Consider the following 26,477-nt stretch of genomic DNA (forward strand, 5'->3'; position numbering starts at 1 on the left):
GCAGCCTCGACAGCTGCGCCCGGGTTGAGCGTTATTGGTGCACCAGCCCCATGGACGTCTCGGGGTAGCGTGGCCCCGCCACAGCGCCCGACGGGAACACAGATGCCAGTGCCGCCAGCTCGGCCGGGTTCAATGTGATGTCCAGGGCGGCGACGTTTTCTTCCAGATACTTGCGCTGCTTGGTGCCCGGAATGGGGATCAGGTAATCACCCTGTGCCAGTACCCAGGCCAATGCCAGTTGCCCGGCGGTTACGCCTTTTTCGGCGGCGAGGGCCTGGACCCGCTCCACCAGTCGCAGGTTGTGTGCAAAGTTCTCGCCCTGGAAGCGCGGGCTGGAGCGGCGGTAATCGTCTTCGGCGAAGTCATCCGGGCTTTTCAGGGCCCCGGTGAGAAAGCCACGCCCCAGCGGGCTGTAAGGTACGAACGCGACACCCAGGCGTGCGCAGGCAGCCAGGCAGCCGTTGTCTTCCTGGTCACGGCTCCACAGGGAGTATTCGCTTTGCAGGGCGCTGATCGGATGCACCTTGTGCGCACGCTCCAAGGTGGTGGCGCTGACCTCGCTCAGCCCCAGGTAACGCACCTTGCCTTGGGCGACCAGCTCGGCCATGGCGCCTACGCTTTCTTCGACGGCCACCTCGGGGTCGATACGGTGCTGGTAATACAGGTCGAGGGTCTCCACGCCGAGGCGCTTCAAGGTGCCGTCGATGGCCTGGCGAATATATTCGGGCCGGCCATTCACGCCGCGCACCTCTGGGTTCGATGGGTCACGCACAAAGCCGAACTTACTGGCCAGGAACACCCGGTCGCGTTTGCCGGCAATGGCTTTGCCAATCAATTCTTCGTTGGTATGGGGGCCGTACATGTCGGCGGTGTCGAGCAAGGTGACGCCCAATTCCACGGCACGGTGCAGGGTGGCGATGGCCTCCCGGGTGTCGCTGCCCGAGGTGTAGAAGTCACTCATGCCCATGCAGCCGAGGCCGATGGCACTGACGTGGGGACCGTTCTTACCGAGTTGACGAGTGTGCATGGGTGCAGCTCCTGATGAGGTAGGACGCCATTGTTACCCTCGACAAAACCGGGATAAACCGGCTAAAAGCACTATCACTATTGGTAATTTCTAAATAATCCTCCTGGAGCCGGCCCTTGGATCGTTTTAACGCCATGCGGGTGTTTACCCGGATTGTCGAGTTGGGCGGATTTGCCAAGGCCGCCGACAGCCTGCAACTGCCGCGCGCGTCGGTGACCATCCTGATCAAGCAACTGGAGGCGCACCTGGGCGTGCAGTTGCTGCAGCGCACCACGCGCCAGGTCAGCCCGACCCTGGACGGCGCGGCGTATTACCAGCGCTGCGTACAGCTGCTCACCGACCTGGAGGAAACCGAGGCGGTGTTCTCCACTCGCCGCCAGAACCCACGCGGCACCCTGAGCGTGGATATGCCCTCGGGGATCGGGCGTTTGATTGTGATTCCCGCATTGCCGGCGTTCACCGCGCGCTATCCGCAAATCGAATTGGACATCGGCCTGAACGACCGCCCGGTGGACCTGATCCGCGAAGGTGTGGATTGCGTGCTGCGCGGCGGTCCGGCGCTGGATGAGTCGCTGGTGGCCAGGCCCTTGGCGATGATGGACCAGTTGACCCTGGCGAGCCCTGGGTATCTGGAACGCATGGGCATACCGGCGGGCCTCGACGATCTGGCCAATCACCAGATGGTCGAGTATGTCTCCACGGCCAGCGGCAAGCGGTTCGGCCTGGAGTTCCTGGTCGACAACGCCGTGCACCCGATCCAGTTGCCCAAGCGTGTGGCGGTCAACAGTTCCGATGGTTATTTCACCGCGTGCGAAGCCGGCTACGGCCTGATTCAGGCGCCGCACTATCATGCGATGCGGCAACTGGCCGAGGGCCGCCTGGTGCCCGTGCTGGCGCAGTTGCCGGTGCCGAAAATGGCGCTGACGGCGCTGTATCCGCCCCATCGCCAGTTGTCACAGCGGGTCAGGGTGTTTGTGGACTGGCTGGTCGAACTGTGCGGCCAGCCGGGCACCGGTTTGCAACGCTAGGCCTGGGCCTTGCGATAAGCGCCGGGTTGCTGCCCGGTCACTTTGTGGAAGGCGCGGGTAAACGCCGCCACGGACTGATAACCCACCGCCACTGCGACATCCGCGACGGTCTGGTCCTGCTTGAACAATTGGCAGGCGTGGCGCATGCGCATCATCAGCAGCACCTGGCCGGGCGACTGCCCGCACAATTCAGTGAAGCGCTTGAAGAACGCCGAGCGCGACAAGCCGGTGCAGGCCGCCATGCTTTCCAGGGTCCAGGCGTCTGCCGGGCGAGCAATCAATTGTTCCAGCAGGTTCGCGAACGCCGGCTGGCGCCCCAGTGCGGCGAGGCCTCCGAGTGCGTGGTTATCCAGCACTTGCTGGCGCAGTACATACAGAAACAACAGGTGGCACAGGCGCTCGAGCAAGGCCGCGGAAGGCGCTGGGTCGCGCTGGCACTCTTGCAGGATCAGCTCGAACAGGTTGCGGGCGGCCGTCAGCGAGGGGTCGCCGGCCCGCAGGACGATCCACGCGGGCAGGGTATCGACGATCATCGCCGACAAGCCCGACTGGAAGTGAAAGAACCCGCACACCAGCCCCACGCCGTCGCTGGCGCCGCTGTCCAGGGGCAGCATCGGGCGTCGCGGACATTCCTGTGCGCCGGCCGCCGTGGCTGCTCCGGACAACCGGTATTCCAGGTCACGTAGCAGGAACACCGCGTCGCCGTTGTTCAACGCTACGGCGGTGGGTTCGCCGGCGATATGCAGCCAGCACTCGCCTTGCACGATCAGGTGGAAACTCGCGCGCGCCAGGCCGTGGGTGCTGGCATGCCAATCGCCGCAATAGCGCCCGACATGGAACAGGCTGGTGTTGAGTTCGAGGCTGTCTAATAACCAATCGACAAGGGCACTGGAAGAATTCATCTAATGGAAAGACTCAAGAGCAAGTAATCGCTACTTTAGCCTATTGAGAGGATTTCTTATAACCAACAGACTGGATACACGAACCTTCAGGAGACCGCTCCATGTCCCGTGTACCGCTGCTCACCCCGCAAACCGCGCCACCCGCCGCCAAGCCATTGCTGGAAAATGCGCTGAAAGCCTCGGGCTTCATCCCCAATCTGCTGGCCGTGTTGGCCAATGCCCCGGCGGCGCTGGAAACCTACATCACCGTCTCGGGCCTGAACGCCAAGGCCGAGCTGAGCCTGGCCGATCGCGAAGTGGTGCAGTTGATTGCCGCCACCACCCACGGCTGCGATTTCTGCGTCGCCGGCCACACCGCCGTGGCGCGCAACAAGGCCAAGCTGCCGGAAGAGGTGATCGACGCCCTGCGCCAGCGCGGCGAATTGCCCAATGCCCGTTATGAGACACTCGCTGCCTTTACCCGGGAAGTCATTGCCACCCGTGGCGATGTCAGCGATGCCGGTTTCGAGGCGTTCCGCGCCGCCGGTTACACCGAAGGCCAGGCCCTGGAAGTTATTTTGGGGGTGAGCCTGGCAACCCTGTGCAACTTCGCTAACGTGTTTGCCCGTACCCCGCTGAACCCGGAGCTGGCGCAATACCGTTGGGAAAAACCGGCCAGCTGAAGGGCGGGTGGCCCTGCTGCTTTGACAAGGAGAAACATGAATGCTTGACCCGATCTTGAGCCGTTGGCTCGATGTTCAAGCGCAGGCCCTGGATGTGGGCAGTTGCGATCCCCAGGAAGTGCTGCCACGGCTGGCAGAGGCCAACATACTGCGTATCGGTGTGCCAAAAGCCTTCGGCGGCCTGGGCGGCGATGTGGCCGGCGCCGTCGAGGCCATCGCCAATGTCGCCAGCCATTCCTTGGCGGCGGCGTTTGTCTGCTGGGGCCAGCGCTCGTTTATCGAGTATTTGCTGCAGAGCCCGAATGAGCGGCTGCGCGAGCAATTGCTGCCGGACCTGCTCAGCGGCAGGTTGGCGGGGGCCACCGGTTTGTCGAATGCGATGAAGTTCCTGTCGGGCATCGAGACGCTGCAGATCAGCGCCGAGCCGAATGATCACGGCTGGACCCTCAACGGTCGCTTGCACTGGGTGACCAATCTGCGCAAGAACGGCTTTGTCGCGGCGGCGGCGATCGAGCATGCCGGCGGCGGCGCGCCGTTTATCCTGGCGATTCCGGATTCGGTGGCGGGCCTGCAACGTTCCGGCGACCTGGAGCTGCTCGGCCTGCAATCGAGCAACACCGCAGCCCTGGGCCTGGAAGGTGTCGAGCTGAGTCGCGAGTGGTTGCTGCACGAGGATGCTCGCAAGTTCCTGCCGGCCGTGCGCCCGGCGTTCCTTGGCTTGCAGTGCGGTATGTCGATCGGCCTGGCCCGGCGCTCGCTGGCGGAAGTCGCCCATCACCTGGGCGCGGCCCGCACGGTGCTGCGCGAAGAACTCGAAGGGTTGCGTGGGACCTTGGATCACCTGGTGACCGAGCTGCAGAATGGCCTGCTCGCCGGGCGCTTCGCCGCTGAGCCGGTGGCGTTGTTCAAGTTGCGCATCGGCCTGGCCGAAACCGCCGCCAGCGCGGTGCAGCTGGAACTGCAGGCCAGTGGCGGCAAGGCTTACCTCACGGCCCATGGCAGTGGGTTTGCGCGGCGCTGGCGGGAGTCGGCGTTTGTGCCGATCGTCACGCCTAGCCTGGTGCAATTGCGCACCGAGTTGCAACGCCAGGCCAACCTGTGAGCCCGGTGGTATTGAGTGCCCGGGGCATTGGCCTGGGGTACGCCGGCGGCCCGGTGCTGCAAGGCTTCGACCTGCAATTGCAGCGCGGTGAAGTGGTGTCGATCCTGGGGCCCAGCGGGGTCGGCAAGTCCAGCCTGTTGCGGGTGCTCGCCGGTTTGCAGGCGCCCCAGGATGGCAAGGTGCAGGTGTTGGGCGAGCCGTTGAGCGGCCCCCATCCACGTGTTGCCGTGGCGTTCCAGGACCCCAGCCTGTTGCCCTGGTTGAGCCTGGAAAAGAACGTCGCGTTCGGCCTGGATTTCGCCCGCCAGCCGCACCTGGGCGCTGATGAGCGCCGCCGGCGTGTCGACCACGCCATCGCGGCGGTTGGCCTGGAGCACGCCCGCCAGCAATTTCCGGCGCAGCTGTCCGGCGGCATGGCCCAGCGTACTGCGTTGGCCCGTTGCCTGGCACGCCAGCCCCAGGTGCTGTTGCTGGATGAGCCTTTCGGTGCGCTGGATGAAGTGACCCGTGCCGATATGCAGCACCTGTTGCTCAAGGTCAACCGTGAGCAGGGTTCGGCGGCGGTGTTGATCACCCATGACATCGACGAAGCACTGCTGTTGTCCGACCGCATCCTGCTGCTGGGCAACCGCCCGGCGCGGACGCTGGGCGAATGGCGCATCGACCTGCCGCAACCGCGGGAAGAACAGGTGGAAGCCATCGGCGCGCTGCGCATCGAGATTCTTAAAACCCTACGGCAGGCGAGCCGCCCTCAACCCCAACCCCTTGACCTGCTGGAGCCCAGCCATGTGCCTGGATGACCTGACCCACTCGCGCCGTGACTTTCTCAAACTTTCCGCGGTACTCAGTGCCGCCGGCGCCTTGCCGCTGCTGAGCAGCCTGCAGGCCCGTGCCGCCAGCGAGCCGGATGCGCCGGTGCGCATCGGCTACCTGCCGATCACCGACGCGACGCCCTTGCTGGTGGCGCATAACAACGGCCTGTTCGAAGCCGAAGGCATCAAGGCCGAGCGTCCGGTGTTGCTGCGCAGTTGGGCGCAGGTGATCGAGGCGTTTATCTCCGGGCAGGTCAACGTGATTCACCTGCTGTCGCCGATGACCGTGTGGGCACGCTATGGCAGCCAGGTGCCGGCCAAGGTGGTGGCGTGGAACCATGTGGGCGGTTCGGGGCTCACCGTGGCACCGGGCATTACCGAGGTGAAGCAACTGGGCGGCAAGTCCGTGGCGATCCCGTTCTGGTATTCGATCCATAACGTGGTGGTGCAGCAACTGTTCCGCGACAACGGCCTGACCCCGGTGGCACGTGCCGCCGGCAGTGCGATTGGCGCCAATGAAGTCAACCTGATCGTGCTGCCGCCTTCGGACATGCCGCCGGCCCTGGCCAGCCAGCGCATCGACGGTTATATCGTCGCCGAGCCGTTCAACGCCCTGGCGGAGAACCTCAAGGTCGGGCGTGTGCAGCGGTTTACCGGCGACGTGTGGCGCAATCACGCGTGCTGCGTGGTGTTCATGCACGAACACGACCTGAACAATCGCCCGGAGTGGTCGCAGAAAGTCGTGAATGCGATCGTCAAGGCCCAGGTGTGGACCCGTGATAACCGCGCAGAGGCGGTGAAACTGCTGTCCAAGGACGGCCCGAACCGCTACACGCCACATGCCGAGCCGGTGTTGAGCAAAGTCCTGGCGCCGGCCGCCGCCGACCGCGCGGCCTACCTGGCCGATGGCGCGATCCGGCATGCCGACTGGGACGAGCACCGCATCGACTTCCAGCCCTATCCATTCCCCAGCTACACCGAGGAATTGGTGCGACGCTTGAAGGACACGCTGATCGAGGGGGACAAGAAATTCCTCGCCGGTCTGGACCCGGCCTTTGTCGCCAAGGATCTGGTGGATGACCGCTTCGTGCGCAATGCCATCGAAGCGGTGGGCGGCATGGGCACCTTCGGCTTGCCCGAGGGCTTTGAGCGGACCGAGGAGATTGGCGTTTGAACAACCGCAGAGTCCCGGGCTGGCTGCTCGGGCTGAGTGGCCTGGCCGGCCTGTTGTTGCTGTGGTGGCTGGGGGTGAAGGTGTGGGGCGATGGGGGCGGCCTGGCGGCGCGCTTTTCGCTGGCGGCCACCTTCAGCAGCCTGTGGGAATTGCTGGGGCGCGGTGAGCTGTATCTGCATATCGTCGTGAGCCTCAAGCGCATCTTCGTCGGGCTGTTCCTGGCCTTGCTGGTGGGGGTGCCGCTGGGGCTGCTGGTGGGCAGTTCGCGCAACCTGGAAGCGGCGACCACGCCGGCCTTCCAGTTTCTGCGGATGATCTCACCGCTGTCCTGGATGCCCATCGTGGTGATGCTGATGGGGGTAGGGGACCAGCCGATCTACTTCCTGCTGGCGTTTGCCGCGGTGTGGCCGATCATGCTCAACACCGCCGCCGGCGTGCGCCAGCTCGACCCGCGCTGGCTGCAGTTGAGCAACAGCCTGAGCGCCACGCGCTGGGAAACCTTGCGCCGGGTGATCATCCCCGGCGTGGTGGGCCACGTACTGACCGGCGTGCGCCTGGCCATCGGGATCCTGTGGATCGTGCTGGTGCCCTGCGAAATGCTTGGGGTCAGCGCGGGGCTTGGCTACTACATCCTGGATACCCGTGATCGCCTGGCCTATTCGGAACTGATGGCGATGGTGTTGCTGATCGGGCTGCTGGGGTTTGCCCTGGATGCGCTTGCACGCGGGGTTCATCAGCGGTGGGTGCATGGGGAGTAAACAGCAAAAGGTAAGCCCCAGGGTAAATCGCCTTGGAGCTTACCTTTCCCAGTGACTAGACTTTTATGTCGATTTGCATATCTCCAACCGTGTCATCCGTTTTGGACAGCGCTGCCGAGGTATCTCTTTGTTTGTCAGCCTTCCTGGCCACACTCTCGACGATATCTGCTTTTTGATAGACCCCTATGCCGATTCCCCCGGTTAACTCGGCAATGCCAGGAACACCTTCGGCCGTGTTCATATGTGCTCTGCCCACCCAAACGACCGACTTGCCGCCAAGTTCATTTTTCATGACTTGCTTGGCGCCGTAGTAGTTGACTTCCTCAAGGCGCTGTTTGGATAGCGCTATATATTCCGGTGAAGTTTTGTCGAGGGTACCCAACCCGGAGAAATAACCTGGAGAGTCTGAGTGGCGCGTCAGGTAGCGATGTTCGAGCGGCATTATCTCTATGCCAAACTCTTCCGCTGTTTTTTTGAGTTCATCATAAAGTGTGGCGCCGCCCTTCCTTTTTGAAATGGTATGCGCCAGCGTTGTATCTGCGATCAAACCGTATGCATCGAGTGTGGCACCTTCCAGGAAGATGGTGTTGACGCCTCCTTCGTGGAAGGTTTTCATGGCGTCGCGCATTGCGATCAGGCTTGCAACTTCACTATGGCTTTCCCCAAACACCAGTACATTGGTTTTTTTCAACGCTTCAGCGATAAGTTCGTTGGGTGTCATCTTTTCGGTGATATCAGGAAGCGCCGGACGTGGAGGAATGTTGCCCGCCGCTACGTCTCGAAAATAGCCATTTTTTTCAAGTGTGAATTTTTCCCGGGTGAATTGGATTCTATTGGGTGTGAAGTGGTCTTCGATCAAAGCGCCATTGGTATGGCGGCTGGTTGCATATTCATCCATGGGTAACGGAACCCTGGGCTGGATCACCCTATGAGCGGGGCGATGAGTCCTGTCGAGTGGATCGTAACGAAGTCCATCACGCGGGCGGGGCGATGGCGGCATTAACACATTCAATGGGGAGAACCCTTCCAGCGGTGTACCGTAAGGCTTCTTCTTGACCGGATCGTAGGCATACCGTTGCCCGTTGGACAGGATCGTGTCTGCCTCATAGGTCTGGTCCGCGACCTTGAACGTGCCGCGTGTGATGGGCCCATGCTCGTGGCTGACGGCCTGGATCAACGTGCCGCTGGCGGCCTTGACCTTATCCACGCCCTTGCCGATCACCTGGACGCTACCCTCGATGAAATTGCCCACTCCACTGACAGGATTGAGTTCGCCAATGAGGGTGGTGCCAAGGATTCTGGCGACCTTGAGGGCCTTGGTCGCCGCGCTGGCCGATTTGGCGCCGACTCTGGCCACTTTCGCTGTCGCTCCCACCCCTGCGGTGACGAAACCGAAAATATCCATGCCCAGGTCGACTGCGCCATCCAGGTAGTTGCCATTCACAAAGTTCTGGATCGCCGATTTCAATGGAATCAGGTCAAGGAAAAACTCGGCGAGTTTCGACTGGTTTTCCATTTGCCGGTCGAAGGTGGTTACGCCCTTGGCCTGTTTGATTACATCTTCGTTATCGATGTCCAAGTGTTGGATAAACGCGTCGGCGATGGCTTGCGTTCGGGGACTGGAGAAACTGTTGGGAACGGGCAGTGGTTTTTGGGCTGGCGTGTTTTGTTCAAACGCTGTTTTAGCCATGCCTGTGGGTGTGAACGCCTCTATGGGGTAGACCCGGTTGGCGTTGCGCCCGCGCTCTTGGGTCAAGACAGTGTCGGGAACGGGCTTGACAGTGCCTTGCTGTAAATCCACTTGATAAACCCTTTGGCCATTCACCCCCGTGGACTTGATCAATAACGTGCTATTTTTTTCCGTCAGGGTTCGGCCGGTAAAACCCATACCCAGGGTGTAGGTATGGTTCTGATAGAACTCAAGCTTCCCATATTCCAGCTTCTGCCGATCGTCAATCGGGAGTTGGCTGATCATTTGCTTGACGGCCGTGGCGATGCCCTCTTTGCGATCTTCTATGGCCTGCTTGAGGTCGTTATTGAATACGGTGTTTACGTCAAATTTGAGGGACTTGCCTTGTATGGCCGTTTTGATCTTGGGATGTTGTGTTTCCCATTCATACAGGTGCAGCCCGCTCATCGCAATATCCAGTAACGAGTGTCGGCCGGCGGGCGCCCTATTGGGGTCATAGAGCGGTTGGGCGAAGGGCTGTCTGTTGTCCTTGACAGTCAGGAGTTTCTCTTCAAACGGCAAGTTCTCGCCAAACCTTTCCTTTAGCTTGGCCAGGGCAATTTCCTTGCGGCTGGGGAGTGTGGTTTCGATCTGGTCGCTGGCCTCGACCCGCGCATCGGCCTGCAGGTTGAAGGCGTTCCTGACCTTTTCGATGTCGCTGGTGTTGTACCGAGCGGCTTCATCTTCAGAGAGCACGCCGTTGACGACCCCCCAGGTCCGCAACGCGGCGGCCTGTGCCTGCTGGGTCACGGCCATGTCTTCCTGGTCGGCATCCTTGGCTTTCAGCATGACTTGGGCAAAGGTCATGTTGGGTACTTTGCCTGGTGTCTGCGCTTCTATCGTCGCTGCCGCGATGGAGAGGCTTACCCAGGCCGGGCTGCCATAGGTCAAATTGGCGGGGAGGTCTTTGATCAGCAACTCCGGCGCCTTCCTGGCCAGTAACAGGTAAGCGCGGACCTTGGCCATTTCGGGCGCGGTGCGGTGGGTGCGACTCAAATACTCGCTGAGGTGGCCGAACACCGCTGAAGCGGGTTTGCCCCAGTGGCTTTGCTGGGCCAGATCGAAGCCCGCCACCCTGTTTGCGTGAGGAGGCGTGGATTGCGGGTCCAGCAACAGGTTCATGGCGGCCAAGGTGTAGTCGTTCACGCTGGAGTTTGTAGCAATACCGTTCAACTCAGTCTGCAAGGCTTGGCCAAACGCCTGCGCACGCGGCGTGGCAAGGAGCGTTTCCAACGCCTTGACCGGGTCCCGCGCGGCCTCACTGGGCAGTGGCTGGTTGCTGTTCAGGTACTCCAGCACAGTCTGGCTACCGATGTGTGATGGGTTTGGATGTTGGTCCACAAAGCGCCTGGCGGCATTCACCAATGAGCGTTGCCCATCGGCACTCAAGGGCAGCGGCCAGGACAGTGCGCCGCCAAAGTTGCCCAGAGGGTGTTCCTGGGCTTTGCCTAGCGCCGATTCCGACAGGACGGTCAGGGCAAAGTGGCTGGAGGGTACGCTCAGGCCGGACGACCTGATGTAAGCCTCAAGCGTGACGGTTGTATGGGCGTCGGATGAGAAGGACTCGGGATGAACATCGATGGTCGTGGTTTTCAGCGCGCCCTGGATAGCCTGGGGCGTTGCGCTCGTGCCCAGGCGCGTGGCGATTTCGGTGAGTGCTTGGCCCAGGGTCCGCAGGTTCTGTTTGTATGCTATCACCCGCGCCAATTCTGTATTGGCGGCATTGTGGCGGGGTGTCTGTGCAGGCGTGGCGTATTGGGAGCCGGACGATGGCTGGTTTTGGCTGTCACCTGGGGTTGCAGGTAGAAAATGCTGAGGCTGTTGAATGGATACGGGGAGGATACTTTGCATCGGTGGGTACCTTTTTTGACGTATCAACAAAGGCGCCTGTCAGTAGGAGGTTCCCTGTTCCCCAGGCGCCCCTTTGGGTGCGGAAAACACCCGCCGGGGTTCCTCCTCGAAGGCATGCAGTGTGTAAGGCTGCATGTAGATGCTTGCGTGAAAGGTTACGATGCCCTCGTCCATTCAAAGGTGAAGCCCGCCGCCTCGGGGTGAGGGGGACACCGGACGAGCGAAAGCTTTTCATCACCTGTAACATAAGATCCCGTCGAGCCTGTGCATCCCGTCGCCGGGTATGTGCCTGGTGTGTTCGGCGATACACAGTGATTACATTCTTCCGGTTCAGGAACCCGTCATGACCCAAAAGCAACGCTTGAAATACTCGATCCTGATCGCCCTGGCGGTATTGGCGACGATGTTTGGCCTGTCCTACCTGCAGAACATCGGGTTTATCAGTGAGAAGACATTCCAGACCATCGCCATCGCCGTCGCGGTCGTCGTGGTGGTGATCAACGGCATCATGCGCCGCAAGGTCAAGCTTTAAGGTCAGCCTCAGCTTCGAGCGTCGAGTACCTTGGCAGCCTCTTCATGGAGGCTGTAGCTTTTATCCGCGTTGAGGGTGATCACGCCTTCGCTGCACAGGCGCTTGAGCACTTCGCGCACACTCAGGAACGACAGCGGGATCCCCAGCTCCAGCAAATGGCTGTGCACGCCACGTACCCCCAGGGTGCGCTGGTTGTCGGCGGCGGTGAGCAGGGCGTCGATGACCTTCAGCCGGATCAGGCTGGTGCGCAGGCCGAAACACTTGAGCAGGTGGCGAATACGCTGGTTGCCTTGCTGTTCGGGGGTTTTGCCGAACGCTTGGGCGCCGTTGCCAAATTGGCTGTCGGCTGCGGGTGAATGTCCGTCCGTGGGCACTTGCGGGTTGTACATGCAAAAACTCCTTATCAGAGCCTGATCAGGAAAATGATGGCGCTCTTAGTCAATAAGACGAACGAGCGTGCGAAATCATGAAGGGCGTGATGTAGAAAATTTGTCGGTATCGGTTTTGTCACATCTGCAACGCCTCGAATAAACCCGCTCCAGGGTTAAATTTTTCCCGGTTTTTTGCGTCCTTACGGTGGGGTGGTTACCCCTGTGAGGGTGTTCAATTTGACTGCGGAGTCTGTGTGATTATTTCCAACGGGTTGGCCAGGGTGTGCGTGACGGGGCTGTTGCTGGGGGTGAGCCTGGCTGCAACGGCACGGGAGTCGATGACGCAGGCGTCGGCGGATATCCGCCGCACCAGTTTCGGCGTGCCGCATATTCGCGCCAATGACGAACGCGGCCTGGGCTTCGGGATCGGTTATGCCTATGCCCAGGACAACCTGTGCCTGCTGGCCAATGAAGTGGTTACCGTGAACGGCGAGCGGGCCCGGTACTTCGGCCCCGAGCAGTCGACCCTGGAAGAGCGCAACAACCTGGCCAGCGACGTGTTTTTCACCTGGCTGAATACACCGAGCGCGGTGGCTGCTTTCTGGAAGGCGCAAAGCCCGCAGATCCAACAGCGCATGCAAGGCTACGTGGCCGGCTACAACCGTTACCTGAAAGAGCAGGGCGCACCCGCCCAGTGCCAGGCGGCCTGGGTGCGGCCGCTGGTGGTTGAAGACCTGGTGAAATTGACCCGCAGGTTGTTGGTGGAGGGCGGTGTCGGCCAGTTCGCCGAAGCCCTGGTCGGCGCCGCGCCGCCCCAGGCAACCGCGAGTGTGCAACCCAGCGCCAAGGCATTCGAATTGGCCGCCGCCAATCAACAGCGCTTCAGCCTGGATCGCGGCAGCAATGCCGTGGCGGTGGGGCGCGAACGCTCGTTCAATGGCCGTGGCATGTTGCTGGCCAACCCGCATTTCCCGTGGGTGGGCGGCATGCGCTTTTATGAAATGCACCTGACCATCCCCGGCCAGTTGGATGTGATGGGCGCCGCGCTGCCCGGCCTGCCGGTGATCAATATCGGCTTCAACCAGCATGTGGCGTGGACGCACACGGTGGATACGTCCAAGCACTTCACCCTGTATCGTCTGACGTTGGATCCCAAGGACTCCACGCGCTATATGCTGGATGGAAAATCCATCCCCCTGGAAAAAACCTCGGTGACGGTCCAGGCCAGGCAAGCGGACGGCAGCGTGAAGCCGGTGACCCATCCGGTCTACAGCTCGCAGTTCGGCCCCGTGGTGCAATGGCCCGGCAAGCTGGATTGGGACACTCACCACGCCTTCAGCCTGCGCGATGCCAACCTGGGCAACGACCGCGTCCTGCAACAGTGGTACGCCATGAACCGTGCCACGAGCCTCAAGGACCTGCAAACCTCGGTGCACACCCTGCAAGGCATCCCGTGGGTCAATACCCTGGCCGCCGATGACCAGGGCCGGAGCCTGTACATGAACCTGTCGGTGGTGCCCAACGTCAGCGCGGCCAAACTGGCGCAATGCAGCGACCCACGTGCCGGCCTGCAGATGATCATGCTCGACGGCGCCCGCAGTGCCTGCGCCTGGGACGTCGACCCGCGCGCCGCCCAGGCCGGCATCTTCCCCGCCGACCAGTTGCCGCAGTTGGAGCGTAGCGACTACGTGCAGCACTCTAACGATTCGGCGTGGCTGGCCAACCCCAAGGCACCGTTGACCGGCTTCTCCCCGGTGATCAGCCAGGACCACATCGGCCTCGGCCCGCGCGCACGCTTCGCCCTGCAACGCCTGCAATCCCTGGAGGCGCAACCGATCAGCGTCACCGACCTGCAAAACATGGTCATGGACAACGAGGTGTACCTGGCCGGCCAGGTCATGCCCGACCTGTTGGAATTCTGCGCCAAACACCTCGGCACCGACGCGGCTGCGCTCAAGCCACTGTGCACCAACCTCACCGATTGGGACCGACGCGCCAACCTCGACAGCGGTCTGGGCCTGGTGCACTTCATCAATTTGGTTGAAGACCTGCAGCAACTCCCCGATGCCTGGCGTGTCGCGTTCGACCCGGCCCAACCCCTGACCACCCCACGGGGCCTGGCCATCGAGCGTGCCCCCGTGGCCAAGGCCCTGCGCGAAGCCATGCTGGCCTCCAGCGCAGCCGTGGCCAAACTCGGCCTCAACGTCGACAGCAAATGGGGCGATATCCAGGTCAGCGGCCAAACCCCGATCCACGGCGGCCCGCAAGCGCTGGGGATCTACAACGCCATGCAAACCGTGCCCCGGGCCGACGGCAAGCGCGAAGTGGTCAGCGGCAGCAGCTACCTGCAGATCGTCACCTTCGACGACCAGGGCCCCCACGCCCAGGGCGTGCTCGCGTTTTCCCTGTCCAGCAACCCGGCATCCCCCTACGCCAAGGACCAGACCCAAGCCTTCGCGCAGAAAAAACTCCGCTCACTGCCGTTCACCGACGCCCAGATCAAGGCCGATCCGCAGTACCAGCAGCAGCTCATCAAGGAGTAGGGCAGACGCGCAACCCCTTGATGCCAATACGAAATATTTTTGAAATCAAGGGGTTGCAGGCAAAAGCAAATGAGTACATAATGGCGCCCATCGAACGCAACGAAGCATTAAAAACTTCAATGTATTCAATGAGTTAGAGTAGAGGCAGGGCTCTATGGCCCACTCAAGTTTTTATGCGGTGAATGCCAGCGACAAGGGCATTGATCGTTTGAGGCCGAGTAGCAAAATGGTTATGCAGCGGATTGCAAATCCGCCTACGCCGGTTCGATTCCGACCTCGGCCTCCACTCTTGAAAACCCCGTAGATTAACGTCTACGGGGTTTTTTATTGGGCGAAAGAAAAGGCCCGGGTACCAACCTCTCGAGCAGGCCGATCCACCTCCCTCCGCATCCGCCTGTGCAGGCGCCATTCCCTTCCCGTTGTGTATGGCGTTGTGCCGTGTCCCTCCCGCGCTCGAAGGTGTTTTCGACGAGTGACGTGTCTAGATCAAGGGTCAGGAGGCTTTTAAGGTTGTCATGGCCCGTGTTGGCGACTACCCTGAAAATGTTCGTATTGTTACGAATAATTTCGGTTGTGGCTGTTTTCAAGTCACGCTACTTCAGGATGAGGAACGAAAATGTTTTCACACGAAGGTCCCGCAATAGAGCTGTTGCTATTCATTTTTGGTCTGGCGATGCTACTTTTGGTCGTTTGGTTTTTTCATCATCAATACGAGCGGAAGACGGGGAAGGGTGTTAAAAAACTACATGATCTCGACGAGAAACGCTCAACCTGACGCTGCTGTCGAATGAGCTGATCGAGTTGGCTTCCGCTGGCTCGCACTATTCACTAACGTAAAGATCGAGGGCTGGCTACGATTTCCGAGTCGAGGCCCTCATTCTTGAGCGTACTGACCTCAATCTTCAGCACTCAGTCTCTGACCTGCTGATGCGCTGCGCCTTCACTTCACCCGCGTACCTGGCGATTTTATCCCGCTGAGTGGCCAGCAACGTGCAGATCTTCATTAGCGCCAACGCCTCACACGGCGTCCTGCTGCTGTTTGCCAGGGCTGTCAGTTCAACCACGGACCAGCCAATGACTGCAGTTGCATCTTCCAGGTCATAAAACAATTCCTGCTGGGCGGTCCTGGGTCCATCGAGGCCCTGTATCAACTCTTTCATCTACTTCTCCGCCTGGTGCTGATTCAGTTCAAGGCCCATGACCACCATGCCGATTTCTGCCAAGTCGGTGCTGTAGGGGATTTCACCGATTCGGCGAAACCCAAACCCCGCGTAAAACCGCTGGGCATTTGAATTGCTCTTGAGCACGTCCAGCCACAGCAAGCGTTCCCCGCGCTGCACCGCCTGATCGCAGATAACCTGCAAAAGTTGCCTGCCATAGCCAAGCCCGGCGGCGGACTTGAGGAAATAGATTTTCTGCAGCTCTGCACCCAATTCGCCGGTGATCGGCGCCGGGGTTGACCAGTTGACCTTGGAAAAACCCAAGGGGTTACCACGTTCGTCTGAGGCGATAAGCCACGAATGACGGTCGGGCAGGTCAAGTGAGCGGCTGAGCGAATCCCGTGAGAAATCCTGTTCGAGAAAGTCCTGCATACCTGCGGGAGACCAGAGTGTCGAGAAATGCACTTGATAGGTCTCGCAGCCGACTGCACGCAGGCTATCGAGATCGGCCTTGGTCGCTGAGCGAATGTTGAGCATGTTCTTCCCCCCGGTTAACGCGTACCCAATGAATTGACGTGTATCCACCCAAACACAAACCCTACCAAGACGTTACACGAAACCCATGACGGACTTCATTTAACGCGGTCTTACTTGACGTACACCCAACCTTGTAAAGCAGAGAGCGTTGTCATGAAGTTGAATTACCTAACCAAGGCGGCTGTTGTTGTCGCGCTGTTGTCGACCTTGTCGGGCTGCTGGATATTCATGCCGCCGGGCGGTGGCGGGGGTGGTGGCCATGGCGGTGGTGGTCATGGTCAAGGCGGCGGCCCTGGTGGCGGTCCGCGCTGACAGTCAGTGAACGGGAGGCAGGCCATGAACAATGGCCTGCCTCTTTTTTACCCCGGATAAATCCCAGGCAAAGAAAAGCCCGCGATGGGGAGCACGGGCTAAAAGGGATGTTCATTAGGAGCTGGGTTCACCATAAGGGGGCGTCTGTGAAAGCTTTGTGAAAGCGTCCGGCCCATTTGGACCTGAAGTGTATGCCTCGATCCGTGCCTGGCTGTACGGGGCGCCGGGCGGCATAACCCACTACTGTCGCAGGCCTACCACACCGCTCGGATGCCGCACCATGTCCATGTCTACCAGCCTGCTGTCAGCCTTTGTGCTGTTCGCCTTCGTGTCCTCGATCACCCCAGGGCCGAACAACACCATGTTGCTTGCCTCGGGGGTGAACTTCGGGTTTCGCCGCTCGATGCCCCATGCGTTGGGGATCAGTATCGGCTTCATGCTGCTGGTGATTTCGGTCGGCCTGGGCCTGGGTGAAGTGTTCAAGGCATTCCCGTGGGCCTACACGGTGTTGCGCTATGTGGGCGCGGCGTACTTGCTGTACCTGGCCTGGAAGATCGCCACGGCGGGCGGCATGTCCGATAGCAATGAGGAACACGGCAAGCCCATGACCTTCCTCGGCGCGGCGGCGTTCCAATGGGTCAACCCCAAGGCGTGGATCATGGCGCTGGGGGCCATCACTACTTACACGCCCGCCGAGGGTTATGTCACCAACGTGCTGGTGATCGCGCTGGTCTTTGCCGTGGTCAACCTGCCCAGCGTGTGCGTGTGGGTCGGATGTGGCAGCGGCTTGCGCAATGTACTGCGCGAACCGCGCTGGGTAAGGCTGTTCAACTGGTCAATGGCCGGGTTGCTGGTGCTGTCGCTGTACCCGATGCTGTTTGCCGGCTAGGCGCTAAACCGGCGAGATGGTCGCCAGCAGCCCGATGCCGATGGTCAGCACTAAAAAACCGAACAGGAAAATCGCCATCTTGGTCATAAGGCCTCCGAAGGGAAGGGGGTGAGGATGGGGGCCATTGTCCGCCCAGGCGGCGTTTCAATACAGGCGCAGATAGCAAAGAAAAAACCGTATCAGATGCGCCGGCGAGGGTTCTGCCACGGGCTTTTGGTGCCTGTGGTTTTTTCAAGATCAGTGCCTGAGACAGGCAGCGTTTTTCCCCCTAAGATGGCGCCCATTGCATCAACAATAAAAGTGGGCCAACCCTCGATGGAAAGACGCCAGTTCAGCGGTGGCATGAAAGGCAAGAACCTGCGCTACCTCAATGAAACCTCCCAGCCGGCATCGGTCACCCGCGTCGGCTTCCTGCTGCTCGAACACTTCTCCCTGCCGGCATTCACCCAGACCCTCGACACCGTGGTCACCGCCAACCTGTTGCGACCTGATCTGTTCGCCACGCGCACCTTCGGTTGTGACGACGGGGAAGTCATCAGCGACCTGGGCCTGGTGATCCGCCCCGACGCGCGTCTCGATGCGTCCGCGCTGCAAGGACTGGATCTGCTGGTGATCTGCGGCGGCTTTCGCACCGAACTCAAGGCTGACGACCAACTGATCCAACTGCTGCGTAGTGCCGCCGAGCAGGGCGTGAGCCTCGCGGGGTTGTGGAACGGCGCATGGTTCCTCGGCCGCGCCGGCCTGCTGCAGGGCTACCGCTGCGCCATCCACCCCGAACACCGCCCGGCCCTGGCGGAAGTGTCCAAGGCCACCCACGTTACCAGCGAGCCCTACGTGATCGACCGCGACCGCCTCACCGCGTCGAGCCCCTCCGGCGCTTTCCACATGGCCCTGGACTGGATCAAAAGCTTGCACGACAAAGCCCTGGTCGAAGGTGTCGAAGACATCCTGGCCTTTGAAGAGTCGCGTTACCGGCGCATCAAACCCAGCGAAAACGTCAGCGTCAGCGCGCCCCTGCGCGAAGTGGTCAAGCTGATGGACGCCAACCTCGAAGAACCGCTGGAACTCGACCAGCTCGCCGTCTACGCAGGCCGCTCGCGCCGCCAATTGGAGCGCCTGTTCAAGGAGCAACTGGGCACCACGCCGCAGCGCTACTACATGGAACTGCGCGTCACCGAAGCACGCCGGCTGTTGCAGCACACCGAACTGTCACAGGTGGAGGTGCTGGTGGCGTGCGGGTTTGTCTCGCCGAGCCATTTCAGCAAATGCTACAGCTCGTATTTCGGATATCGCCCCTCCAAGGAGAAGCGGTTGGTCAAGTAAGGTGCGAGGAAATCCAAGGCATGGCGGATGCCCTGTAGGCGGCCTCGACCGGTAGTCTCGTTCAGTGAAGTCGGCACAAATACGGGAGGTCCCGCTGAATCTTCGGCTTAGCGCTGTCGCACAGCAAACGGTAACCCCCGTGGCGAGGGAGCTTGCTCCCGTTGGGCCGCGAAGCGGCCCAAAAAAGGGGACTGCTGCGCAGTCCAGCGGGAGCAAACTCTTATAAAAATTAAAATAAATTACTGATTTTAAAGGGTTAAATTTTCACACTGAAGTCTTGAGCCCTGCATAAATAATTTCAGGCGAGCGCATTCTTGTGGTGAGCGGGCTTGTCCCGCGTTGGGCTGCGCAGCAGCCCCAAAACCAGGCGCAGAGGAGTGCCTGAGACTCCGCATTCGTCTTGATCAGGGGCGCTTCGCCCCCCACGCGGGGCAAGCCCGCTCACCACATGAAATAGCGTATGCAAGTTGCTGTGCTTGGACGTGGCGGTTCTTCTCAAAACCGCCCCAGTCGATACGGCCCTAGCGCCGGCAACCCCGAAAACTCAGGCGCTCCCGACGCCATTTGCCCCACCATCTCCGCCGTCACCGCCGCCTGGGTCAATCCCAAATGCTGATGCCCAAACGCAAGCAGCACCTTCCCGTCACACACCCGATCAATAATCGGCAGCGAATCCGGCAGCGATGGTCTGAAGCCCATCCACGGCGTCGCGTCCTCTGCACTCAGATCCTCACGAAACAACCCCTGGCTCAACCGATGCAACTGCCACGCCCGGGCCATGTTCGGCGGGCGGTCGAGGCCGGCGAATTCCACGGTGCCGGCCAGGCGCAGGCCGCCTGTCATGGGTGTCATGATGAACTTGCGCTCCAGGGACGTGACGGCAAACGGCAGGCGCTGCTGTTCATGGGGCAGCATCAGGTGATAGCCCCGTTCGGTGTCCAGCGGGACTTTTTTGCCGGTCAGGGCGGCGGTGAGTCTGGCCGAGTGGGCGCCACATGCGATCAGGATCTGGCGGGCGGCAAAGGTGCCTTGATCGGTGCTCACGGTGACGCCATCGCCTTCAACCCGCGCATCCAGCACCTGGCGTTGGAGGAACTGCACGCCACTGGCCCTGGCCGCCTCCACCAATTCGCAGACCAACCGGTAAGGGTCGAGGAAGTGCCCTGTCCCCGGGAAAAACAGACCACCCTGGATCTGCGCGCTCAATTGCGGGATAGCTTCACGTATGGCATCCCCCGACCAGAACTCCACCGGCACGTTTTGCGCGTGCATGCGCCGTTGCAACCCATCGATGGTCGCGCGGGAATCGATACGTTCGAACACCAGCAGCGAGCCGTCTTCACGCAACAATTGCGTGCGCTGGAGGCTGACCAGCAAACGCTGCCAGGCGCCAAGGCTCGCTTCATTGAGCGCGCGCAGACCCGTCACCGTGCCCTGGTAACTCGCCGGGCGCAGGTTCAGCAGCAGGCGGATGAACCAGGGCAGGGCGCGCGGCAGGTATTTCCAGTCCAGGCGCAGCGGGCCCATGGGGTCCATGAGCATGGCGGGCAAGCGCTTGAGGATCGACAGGTCGGCGATCGGGAACACTTGCTCGGTCGCCAGGTGCCCGGCGTTGCCGTAGGAGGCGCCCATGCCGGGCGCCAGCTGGTCGATCACCCGCACTTTCCGCCCCTGGCGCGCCAGTTGCAGGGCGCAGGCAACGCCAATGATGCCGGCTCCGATTACGGCGATATCCGCAGGGTCAGGGTCGTGCATCCGCTACGCCTCTCTCGACCAGTTGGCATACCACTGGCGAAACAGCGCGTACTGGGTTTCGGCGTAACGCCGCTGGGCATCGCTGAGCACATCGGTCTCGTTGAAGTGCAGGGCGTAGCCCGTGTCGCCGTTAAGCACCATCAGGTGCTTGTAATACAGCACCAGGTCGCAGCCTTCATCGAAGGACGACAACACCGCCAATGCCGCTTCCAGTTCCCGCGCCAGGCGCCGGGCCTTGGCATCGCCCTTGGCGGCTTGCTTGCTCAGGGCCACCAGGTGCAGCACTTCGCGGGGCAAGGCATTGCCGACGCCGGTGATCGCGCCCGTGGCGTTGCAGTTGACGAAACCGTGCACCACCTGGGTATCGACGCCGACCATCAGGGTCACGCTGTCGTCCTGGGAGGTGATGTGCTCGGCGGCGTAGCGCAGGTCGGCAGCGCCACCGAACTCCTTGAAGCCGATCAGGTTTGGGTGTTCGCGGCGCAGTTCGAAGAACAACTCCGCGCGGGTGGCAAAGCCGTAGTAAGGGCTGTTGTAGATCACCGCCGGCAGGTTGGGCGCGGCCTCGAGGATTGCCGAGAAATGCGCCTTTTGCGCGGTGGCGGACGCACCTCGGGACAGCACGCGCGGAATCACCATCAAGCCCTGGGCGCCGACCTTGGCCGCGTGGGCGGCGTGGGCCACCGCCTCGCGGCTGTTCACCGCACCGGTACCGACAATGGTCGGCACCCCGGCCGCCACCAGGCGCGCCACGCCTTCCTGGCGCTCGGCTTCGGTGAGCAACGGCCAGTCGCCCATGGACCCGCAATACACCACGGCGCTCATGCCGATATCGATCAACTCGCGGCCCTTGGCGGCCAGCGCGTCGAAGTCCGGCTTGCGCACGGCGGTGCATGGGGTCATCAGCGCAGGGATGCAACCGGTGAAGATGTTGTCGCTCATTGTTCTGGCTCCTTGCAGCGTTCAATCAAAGGGGTTGGGCTCAGATGCCCCAGGCAAACGGGTCTTGCTCGTCGATCAGCAAGGTGCTGTCGGCGGTCATGTAGGCGCGGCCGGTGATGAAGGGGATGACACGTGTGCCGTCCCATTCATATCGGCCTTCGAAGCGGCTGCCGGTGATGCTGGCTTGTACCCAGGTTTCACCGGGGTTGAGTTTCCCATCGGCGGCCAGGCACGCCAGCTTGGCGCTGGTACCGGTGCCGCAGGGGGAGCGATCGTAGGCTTTGCCGGGGCACATGACGAAGTTGCGGCTGTCGGCGTGGGCATCGTCGGCGAACAGTTCGACATGGTCGATCAGGGCGCCGTCTGCACCGTGGATGCCCTGGGCCTCGAGGGCCTTGAGCATCGCCCAGGTGTAGTCGGTGAGGGCGTCGACGTTGCTCATCTCCAACGCCATGCCATGCTCGCAGACCAGGAAGAACCAGTTGCCGCCCCAGGCAATATCGCCCTGGACTGCGCCATGCCCCGGTACATCTACCGTCACCTGCTGGCGATAGCGATAGGCAGGCACGTTGCGCAGGGTCACGGCGCCGTCGTCGTGCAAGGTCGCGGCCACCGGCCCCACCGGGGTGTCGAGGGTGTGCACGCCCGGCTGGATGCGCCCCAAGTGGCGCAGGGACGCCACCAGGCCGATGGTGCCGTGGCCGCACATGCCCAGGTAACCGGCGTTATTGAAGAAGATCACCCCGCAGGTGGCGCCCGGGGTGACGGGCGCGCAGTACAGCGCGCCCACCAGTACGTCATTGCCACGGGGTTCCAGCAGGCACGCGCGGCGCCACGGGTCGTGCTCCGTGCGCAGGTTTTCCAACTGGTCGGCGATGCTCGCGCCCTTGAGCGCGGGGAAGCCGGTCATCACCAGGCGCGTGGGTTCGCCGCCGGTGTGGGAGTCGATCACATGCAGTCGCTTCATAACGCGCTCCATCAATAAGAGCTGTGGGCTGCCTTCTTGTGAGTGTAGGGATAGGCATGCAGTGGCCCTATCGTGAACGCGCAGGCTGGGCGGCGATTGATGTTTTTTGCCGGCATCGATGACGAAATCAGCACAGTTCGCCCTGCTCGACAGCACTCCGGGCATGGGGCAATCTGCTTGCCATCAGGGCGAAAGCCGGGGAGAGACACTCATGCTTCAACGCGCGTTTGCGAGCCTTTGCCAAGGGGCCAGTCCTCCCCACAGCATCGAGCAGCTACTGGCCGGTGTGGGGCAGCTGCTGCCGATGCTGGATGTGATCCCCAATGCCGCCATCTTCATCAAGGACTTGGACGCTCGTTACGTGCTTGCCAACCGCACCCTGGTGCAGCGCTGCGGCCTCAAGCAGTTGCAACCATTGCTGGGCAAGACCAGCGCCGACGTTTTTCCCGCACCATTGGGGCCGGGCTACACCGAGCAGGACCGGCGCGTGCTGCAGCAGGGTTTTGTGCTGGAAGACCAACTCGAACTGCACCTCTACGGCAGTCGCGAACCCGGCTGGTGCCTGACCCACAAATGGCCGCTGTACAACCACGAAGGCCGCATCATCGGCCTGGCCGGGATCTCGGTCGACCTGCAATCGGCCAGCCAGACCCACCCGGCCTACCAACGCCTGGCCGCTGTGGACGAGCACATCCGCACGCACTTCAACCGCCGCGTCACCCTCGGCGAACTGACGCGCATCGCCGGGATTTCCGTGGCGCAACTGGAGCGCTACTGCAAGCGCGTGTTCCACCTGACACCCCGGCAGATGATCCAGAAAGTACGCTTGGAACACGCCCATCGGTTGTTGCACAGCGACATGCCGATCACCGAGGTTGCGCTGCAGTGCGGCTATACCGACCACAGCGCGTTCACCCGGCAGTTCAAGGCATCGACGGGGTTTACGCCGAGGCAGTATCGGCAGGCGACGGGAGGGGCAGAAATGTGAGGGCTTGAGTCAGGTGGCAGTACGGGGCAAATGGCAATGAGCTATCATGGCTTGCGCCTTCGCGTGCCCTTCCAGATTGCAAGACAGGACGATTCAGTGACTCAAGGAATAGTGCTCAGGTTTAAACGGAGTCTTAAGGCTTTTCTAAAGGCATGGAGGGCTTCCAAGGCTGGCTCCAGGAGTGAGGGGGCGTTCGAACCTCTGACGCCTGTTTTACTCGAGGGCAAGCAAGCGGATCGTTATGAAAGTGAGTTGTTGCACGCGCTCGAAAACGAGCAGGTTCGCAATATTGCGATAACCGGCGGCTACGGTGCCGGTAAGAGCAGTGTGATCAGAACTTTTTTTGAGCGTCACCCGGAGTACGAGCACGTATTGGTTTCACTGGCGACCTTCAGCAAGGACACGCCGAAAGGGTCCGAGGCAGAAGCCGATCTGATGTCGCGCATCGAGGAGACCATCGTCCAGCAACTGTTGTACGCAGTGCCCGCCAAGCGACTGCCGAAAACGCGATTGAAGCGCATCGTACAAGCCCCCGCTTCCAGCATTGCGCTGCACACGGTGTTCTTCGCACTGCTGATTGTCAGCGTTCTGCGCATATATCTCCCCTCCGTCAATATGCTCCCGAAGATCGATCCCGCGTGGCTGATTCCCGGGCTGATGCGCCTGCCGGATTGGTGCGCTGTGGTTTTTGCCGGTGCATCGATCCTGTACATACTCCATTGCGTGTTGAAGTACCTCTCGCTCTTCAGCATCGATGGGCTGACGCTGAAGGGCGGAAAGCTGGAAGCGACCCATCATGGGTCCGTACTGCACAAGTACCTCGACGAAATCATTTACTGCTTCGAACGCAGTGATATCGACGTGGTGGTGATTGAGGACCTCGACAGGTTCGGCATTCAGGACGTGTTCTTCCGGTTGCGCGAGATCAATTTCACCATCAGGCAATCTCGTCAAATCAAACGTCCCGTTCATTTCATCTATGCCATCCGTGATGAGCTGTTTTCCGTGGGTGAAAAGACCAAGTTCTTCGACCTGATCATTCCCGTGATTCCCGTCGTGAACTTGGAGAACTCAGGGGGGAAAATGATGGGCCTGCTGAGGGCAGAGCGCTTTAAAGCGGTGATAGGGCACCTGGATCCGGGGATGATCGAGACGGTGTGCTACTACATCGATGAGATGAGGTTGATCAAGAATATCGTCAATGAGTTCGACATGTTCTCCAGCCTGCTGGGCAGTCACGGTGTGGTGCTGGACGCGAATAAGCTGTTCGCGATGGTGGTGGTGCGCAACCTGTACCCGGAAGCGTTTGCCGATCTGACCAAGCGGCGCGGCACGATCTATTCTATCTTCAACGAGTTCGGTGCGTGGCGGCGTCTGCAGGAAAAAGAGGTCGAACTTCAGATCAGGCTTCTACCGGACCATGAGGAAAAGACGGAGTCTGCGCGTTTTGAGCAAGAAATCGCACGACTCAAAACCGAGCTCATGCATACCAGGCGAATGACCTTCAGAGTCGGCGCAAAGCAAGCGTACGGCGAGGTTCTGGCCGGCAAGCTCGCGGGCCTTGACGCCGTGGCCGACCTGATGCGTGCCGGCTTTATCGATACCGATTACAACGATTACCTGAGCTTCTTCTACGAAGGGGCACTGACGCAGGATGACAAGAACCTTATCTTGGCGTTGCGCCGAGGTGAGTCCCCGCCGGTGATGACCGTCGTCAACGATCCAGCAAGGGTGCTTGGCAAACTTGAGCATGAAACCCTGGAGGAGGGCCGCGGCTTGATCTGCGGGTTGGTCGAATACCTGTGCAGTCAATACAGCGCTGCCGATGATGGGCCCAGCGCAGGGAAACTGTCTACGATCCTTAACACGGCCCCTCAATTCATGGAGCGCTTTGCCGAGACGGTCGGCTCCATTCTGCCGAGCCCACATGCGGCCGCCTTGATTCAGGCCATCTATCACGTTGATCCCATGCTCTTGGAGACGCTGGTGTTATATGTGCCAAGCGATCCAAGGCAGGCGTTGCTTTGCGCGATCTTCAGCAGTCTGACCCATGAGCAAGCCGCCGTGCTGGACGGGGGCGACAGCGGTGTTCTGTACAGCGTTCAGGGACTGCCGGATGTTTCAGACCTGGTCCCACTGCTGGCGCAGGGTAAGGGCGCGTGGACGTGGTTGCATGAACAGCCCGTGCAATTTCATAACCTGAGCGATACCACGCGTGCAGATGACCTCAGGCAACTGGTGAGCTTGGGGTTTGTCGAGCCTCAACTGAATATGCTCAGCCTGATTTGTTCAACGTTTGACGTTAAAACAGGCCATGAAGCGCTCGTGACCTACCGTCGGCTATTGGCGTTGCAACTGGATGGCATCGACAAGTTGCTGGTTCACTCCCCGAAGACGCTGGTTAAGGCATTGCTGGGGCAGCAGGGGATGCTGGATGAGTCCGCAGAGTCGTTGAGTGCTTTACTGGCGGCAATTGAGGGTGAACCTGAATGGGTGGCGTCATTACTCGAACGAACCGATTGTTCCCTGGCCGTACTTGAGAGCGCTCCTGTTGCAACCTGGGGACGCCTGCTGGACGCTGATAGAGTCAGTGAGACGGCTCAGGCGGTCTGGACGTATTTTCGATCTATTCCTAGAAGGGACGGTCGCCCGCTTCCTTTCGGAAAGGGCAACGCATTGGGCCGCAAGCCAAAAAACGAGATATTGAACGGGTTTCTTGAGCGTCACGTGGACGTCCTGGCTGACACGCTGTGGACGCTGCATCCCGACGAGCATGGTGAGCTGCAACAGTATTTGCTGCGCCAGAAGGCGATCTCGAATGACACGCTTGCACGGTTATTGTCGACGACCCGCCTCAAATCGATTGATGTCTTGGATAACGTTCCGGAAAACCGCTGGGAGCTGCTCATAGTTTCCGACTTCCTGCCGTACACGGACGAGATCAACAACATTGTTAAAGATAACGCCAGTCAACATGACGCTGATCGTTTCGAGCAACGCAACCCCATATTCAATGCAACGAATAGCCCCACCACGCCTCATATGACTACACCCGGTGTTATCGACCCTTGATACCGCCGCGGTGGAACCATTCACGACGACAGGTACCAAGC

The 26,477-nt window shown here is 60.8% G+C and carries 22 protein-coding genes and 1 tRNA gene; 14 read left to right on the forward strand and 9 right to left on the reverse strand.

Translation table 11 applies throughout. The features are described 5' to 3' along the window. Positions 1 to 31: 31 nt before the first annotated feature. Positions 32 to 1,027, reverse strand: a complete 996-nt coding sequence (locus NIBR502773_RS29220) for an aldo/keto reductase (protein WP_065941685.1) — start codon at positions 1,025 to 1,027, stop codon at positions 32 to 34. A 116-nt stretch (positions 1,028 to 1,143) separates the two neighbouring features. Between NIBR502773_RS29220 and NIBR502773_RS29225 the strand changes: the two genes are divergently transcribed. Beyond that, complete coding sequence (locus tag NIBR502773_RS29225) at positions 1,144 to 2,055, forward strand: LysR family transcriptional regulator (protein WP_141157636.1); 912 nt, start codon at positions 1,144 to 1,146, stop codon at positions 2,053 to 2,055. Here NIBR502773_RS29225 and NIBR502773_RS29230 read toward each other — a convergent pair. Next, on the reverse strand, positions 2,052 to 2,957 hold the full coding sequence (locus NIBR502773_RS29230) for an AraC family transcriptional regulator (protein WP_065941683.1): 906 nt from the start codon (positions 2,955 to 2,957) through the stop codon (positions 2,052 to 2,054). The genes NIBR502773_RS29225 and NIBR502773_RS29230 overlap by 4 nt on opposite strands. Positions 2,958 to 3,058: 101 nt before the next feature. Here NIBR502773_RS29230 and NIBR502773_RS29235 point away from each other — a divergent pair, with 101 nt between their 5' ends. The 5 genes from NIBR502773_RS29235 to NIBR502773_RS29255 are packed head-to-tail and all read left to right on the forward strand — an operon-like array spanning position 3,059 to position 7,465. Continuing rightward, positions 3,059 to 3,619 (forward strand): carboxymuconolactone decarboxylase family protein, encoded by a 561-nt coding sequence (locus NIBR502773_RS29235; RefSeq protein WP_065927334.1) that lies wholly within the window; start codon positions 3,059 to 3,061, stop codon positions 3,617 to 3,619. Positions 3,620 to 3,659: 40 nt separating this feature from the next. Then, the gene (locus NIBR502773_RS29240) at positions 3,660 to 4,721 is read left to right on the forward strand and encodes an acyl-CoA dehydrogenase family protein (RefSeq protein ID WP_141157637.1); all 1,062 of its coding nucleotides are present in this window, start codon (positions 3,660 to 3,662) and stop codon (positions 4,719 to 4,721) included. Then, on the forward strand, positions 4,718 to 5,521 hold the full coding sequence (locus tag NIBR502773_RS29245; RefSeq protein ID WP_065927336.1) for an ABC transporter ATP-binding protein: 804 nt from the start codon (positions 4,718 to 4,720) through the stop codon (positions 5,519 to 5,521). Before NIBR502773_RS29240 ends, NIBR502773_RS29245 begins: the two co-directional genes overlap by 4 nt. After that, positions 5,508 to 6,707: an ABC transporter substrate-binding protein gene (locus tag NIBR502773_RS29250; RefSeq protein WP_141157638.1), complete on the forward strand. Its 1,200-nt coding sequence runs from the start codon at positions 5,508 to 5,510 to the stop codon at positions 6,705 to 6,707. The genes NIBR502773_RS29245 and NIBR502773_RS29250 overlap by 14 nt, the downstream gene beginning before the upstream one ends. Further along, the gene (locus NIBR502773_RS29255) at positions 6,704 to 7,465 is read left to right on the forward strand and encodes an ABC transporter permease (RefSeq protein WP_141157639.1); all 762 of its coding nucleotides are present in this window, start codon (positions 6,704 to 6,706) and stop codon (positions 7,463 to 7,465) included. Before NIBR502773_RS29250 ends, NIBR502773_RS29255 begins: the two co-directional genes overlap by 4 nt. 55 nt (positions 7,466 to 7,520) lie before the next feature. Here NIBR502773_RS29255 and NIBR502773_RS29260 read toward each other — a convergent pair whose 3' ends face one another. Continuing rightward, positions 7,521 to 11,045, reverse strand: a complete 3,525-nt coding sequence (locus NIBR502773_RS29260; RefSeq protein ID WP_141157640.1) for a hypothetical protein — start codon at positions 11,043 to 11,045, stop codon at positions 7,521 to 7,523. Between the two features lie 343 nt (positions 11,046 to 11,388). Between NIBR502773_RS29260 and NIBR502773_RS29265 the strand changes: the two genes are divergently transcribed. Continuing rightward, positions 11,389 to 11,577, forward strand: coding sequence for a hypothetical protein (locus tag NIBR502773_RS29265; protein WP_027606724.1), 189 nt, complete (start codon positions 11,389 to 11,391; stop codon positions 11,575 to 11,577). Between the two features lie 8 nt (positions 11,578 to 11,585). Here the strand turns inward: NIBR502773_RS29265 and NIBR502773_RS29270 are convergent, their stop codons facing one another. After that, complete coding sequence (locus tag NIBR502773_RS29270) at positions 11,586 to 11,966, reverse strand: fe2+ zn2+ uptake regulation protein (protein WP_065927339.1); 381 nt, start codon at positions 11,964 to 11,966, stop codon at positions 11,586 to 11,588. A 236-nt stretch (positions 11,967 to 12,202) separates the two neighbouring features. Here NIBR502773_RS29270 and NIBR502773_RS29275 point away from each other — a divergent pair, with 236 nt between their 5' ends. Both NIBR502773_RS29275 and NIBR502773_RS29280 read left to right on the forward strand, forming a co-directional pair. Next, positions 12,203 to 14,491 (forward strand): acylase, encoded by a 2,289-nt coding sequence (locus NIBR502773_RS29275; RefSeq protein WP_141157641.1) that lies wholly within the window; start codon positions 12,203 to 12,205, stop codon positions 14,489 to 14,491. A 212-nt stretch (positions 14,492 to 14,703) separates the two neighbouring features. Then, positions 14,704 to 14,777 (forward strand) — tRNA-Cys (locus NIBR502773_RS29280). 616 nt (positions 14,778 to 15,393) lie between these two features. Here NIBR502773_RS29280 and NIBR502773_RS29285 read toward each other — a convergent pair. Both NIBR502773_RS29285 and NIBR502773_RS29290 read right to left on the reverse strand, forming a co-directional pair. Then, entirely contained in the window at positions 15,394 to 15,651 is a 258-nt protein-coding gene (locus NIBR502773_RS29285; protein WP_115487412.1) for a hypothetical protein, read from the reverse strand. Next, positions 15,652 to 16,188 carry a GNAT family N-acetyltransferase gene (locus tag NIBR502773_RS29290; protein WP_141157642.1) on the reverse strand — a complete coding sequence of 179 codons (537 nt, stop codon included), beginning with the start codon at positions 16,186 to 16,188 and terminating at the stop codon, positions 15,652 to 15,654. It lies immediately after the preceding gene. Between the two features lie 153 nt (positions 16,189 to 16,341). Here NIBR502773_RS29290 and NIBR502773_RS30695 point away from each other — a divergent pair, with 153 nt between their 5' ends. The 3 genes from NIBR502773_RS30695 to NIBR502773_RS29300 all read left to right on the forward strand — a co-directional run bounded on the left by NIBR502773_RS30695 (position 16,342) and on the right by NIBR502773_RS29300 (position 18,712). Further along, positions 16,342 to 16,500, forward strand: coding sequence for a hypothetical protein (locus NIBR502773_RS30695; RefSeq protein ID WP_167361111.1), 159 nt, complete (start codon positions 16,342 to 16,344; stop codon positions 16,498 to 16,500). A 280-nt stretch (positions 16,501 to 16,780) separates the two neighbouring features. After that, on the forward strand, positions 16,781 to 17,389 hold the full coding sequence (locus tag NIBR502773_RS29295) for a LysE family translocator (protein ID WP_141157643.1): 609 nt from the start codon (positions 16,781 to 16,783) through the stop codon (positions 17,387 to 17,389). Positions 17,390 to 17,704: 315 nt separating this feature from the next. Then, positions 17,705 to 18,712: a GlxA family transcriptional regulator gene (locus NIBR502773_RS29300; RefSeq protein ID WP_141157644.1), complete on the forward strand. Its 1,008-nt coding sequence runs from the start codon at positions 17,705 to 17,707 to the stop codon at positions 18,710 to 18,712. A 495-nt stretch (positions 18,713 to 19,207) separates the two neighbouring features. On the opposite strand, the gene NIBR502773_RS29305 is transcribed toward NIBR502773_RS29300, so the two are convergent. The 3 genes from NIBR502773_RS29305 to NIBR502773_RS29315 are packed head-to-tail and all read right to left on the reverse strand — an operon-like array spanning position 19,208 to position 22,376. Beyond that, a complete protein-coding gene (locus NIBR502773_RS29305) occupies positions 19,208 to 20,467 on the reverse strand; it encodes an FAD-binding oxidoreductase (RefSeq protein ID WP_141157645.1) in 1,260 nt (419 codons plus the stop codon). Between the two features lie 3 nt (positions 20,468 to 20,470). Beyond that, the gene (locus tag NIBR502773_RS29310) at positions 20,471 to 21,409 is read right to left on the reverse strand and encodes a dihydrodipicolinate synthase family protein (RefSeq protein ID WP_141157646.1); all 939 of its coding nucleotides are present in this window, start codon (positions 21,407 to 21,409) and stop codon (positions 20,471 to 20,473) included. A 40-nt stretch (positions 21,410 to 21,449) separates the two neighbouring features. Continuing rightward, positions 21,450 to 22,376, reverse strand: a complete 927-nt coding sequence (locus NIBR502773_RS29315) for a 4-hydroxyproline epimerase (protein ID WP_141157647.1) — start codon at positions 22,374 to 22,376, stop codon at positions 21,450 to 21,452. Between the two features lie 211 nt (positions 22,377 to 22,587). On the opposite strand from NIBR502773_RS29315, the gene NIBR502773_RS29320 reads away from it, so the two are divergent. Then, a complete protein-coding gene (locus tag NIBR502773_RS29320) occupies positions 22,588 to 23,364 on the forward strand; it encodes an AraC family transcriptional regulator (RefSeq protein ID WP_141157648.1) in 777 nt (258 codons plus the stop codon). Positions 23,365 to 23,400: 36 nt separating this feature from the next. After that, complete coding sequence (locus NIBR502773_RS29325; protein WP_141157649.1) at positions 23,401 to 26,436, forward strand: hypothetical protein; 3,036 nt, start codon at positions 23,401 to 23,403, stop codon at positions 26,434 to 26,436. The last annotated feature ends 41 nt before the right edge of the window (positions 26,437 to 26,477 follow it).

The organism is Pseudomonas sp. NIBRBAC000502773, assembly GCF_006517195.1.
GTDB classification, from domain to species: Bacteria; Pseudomonadota; Gammaproteobacteria; order Pseudomonadales; family Pseudomonadaceae; genus Aquipseudomonas; species Aquipseudomonas marginalis.

What these genes read in the sequence shown, in the direction of transcription:
- NIBR502773_RS29220 (WP_065941685.1), bottom strand. Translation starts at nt 1,027, where the DNA reads ATGCACACTCGTCAACTCGGTAAGAACGGTCCCCACGTCAGTGCCATC.
- NIBR502773_RS29230 (WP_065941683.1), bottom strand. Translation starts at nt 2,957, where the DNA reads ATGAATTCTTCCAGTGCCCTTGTCGATTGGTTATTAGACAGCCTCGAA.
- NIBR502773_RS29235 (WP_065927334.1), top strand. Translation starts at nt 3,059, where the DNA reads ATGTCCCGTGTACCGCTGCTCACCCCGCAAACCGCGCCACCCGCCGCC.
- NIBR502773_RS29240 (WP_141157637.1), top strand. Translation starts at nt 3,660, where the DNA reads ATGCTTGACCCGATCTTGAGCCGTTGGCTCGATGTTCAAGCGCAGGCC.
- NIBR502773_RS29250 (WP_141157638.1), top strand. Translation starts at nt 5,508, where the DNA reads ATGTGCCTGGATGACCTGACCCACTCGCGCCGTGACTTTCTCAAACTT.
- NIBR502773_RS29260 (WP_141157640.1), bottom strand. Translation starts at nt 11,045, where the DNA reads ATGCAAAGTATCCTCCCCGTATCCATTCAACAGCCTCAGCATTTTCTA.
- NIBR502773_RS29265 (WP_027606724.1), top strand. Translation starts at nt 11,389, where the DNA reads ATGACCCAAAAGCAACGCTTGAAATACTCGATCCTGATCGCCCTGGCG.
- NIBR502773_RS29270 (WP_065927339.1), bottom strand. Translation starts at nt 11,966, where the DNA reads ATGTACAACCCGCAAGTGCCCACGGACGGACATTCACCCGCAGCCGAC.
- NIBR502773_RS29285 (WP_115487412.1), bottom strand. Translation starts at nt 15,651, where the DNA reads ATGAAAGAGTTGATACAGGGCCTCGATGGACCCAGGACCGCCCAGCAG.
- NIBR502773_RS29290 (WP_141157642.1), bottom strand. Translation starts at nt 16,188, where the DNA reads ATGCTCAACATTCGCTCAGCGACCAAGGCCGATCTCGATAGCCTGCGT.
- NIBR502773_RS30695 (WP_167361111.1), top strand. Translation starts at nt 16,342, where the DNA reads ATGAAGTTGAATTACCTAACCAAGGCGGCTGTTGTTGTCGCGCTGTTG.
- NIBR502773_RS29295 (WP_141157643.1), top strand. Translation starts at nt 16,781, where the DNA reads ATGTCCATGTCTACCAGCCTGCTGTCAGCCTTTGTGCTGTTCGCCTTC.
- NIBR502773_RS29300 (WP_141157644.1), top strand. Translation starts at nt 17,705, where the DNA reads ATGGAAAGACGCCAGTTCAGCGGTGGCATGAAAGGCAAGAACCTGCGC.
- NIBR502773_RS29305 (WP_141157645.1), bottom strand. Translation starts at nt 20,467, where the DNA reads ATGCACGACCCTGACCCTGCGGATATCGCCGTAATCGGAGCCGGCATC.
- NIBR502773_RS29310 (WP_141157646.1), bottom strand. Translation starts at nt 21,409, where the DNA reads ATGAGCGACAACATCTTCACCGGTTGCATCCCTGCGCTGATGACCCCA.
- NIBR502773_RS29315 (WP_141157647.1), bottom strand. Translation starts at nt 22,376, where the DNA reads ATGAAGCGACTGCATGTGATCGACTCCCACACCGGCGGCGAACCCACG.
- NIBR502773_RS29320 (WP_141157648.1), top strand. Translation starts at nt 22,588, where the DNA reads ATGCTTCAACGCGCGTTTGCGAGCCTTTGCCAAGGGGCCAGTCCTCCC.
- NIBR502773_RS29325 (WP_141157649.1), top strand. Translation starts at nt 23,401, where the DNA reads ATGAGCTATCATGGCTTGCGCCTTCGCGTGCCCTTCCAGATTGCAAGA.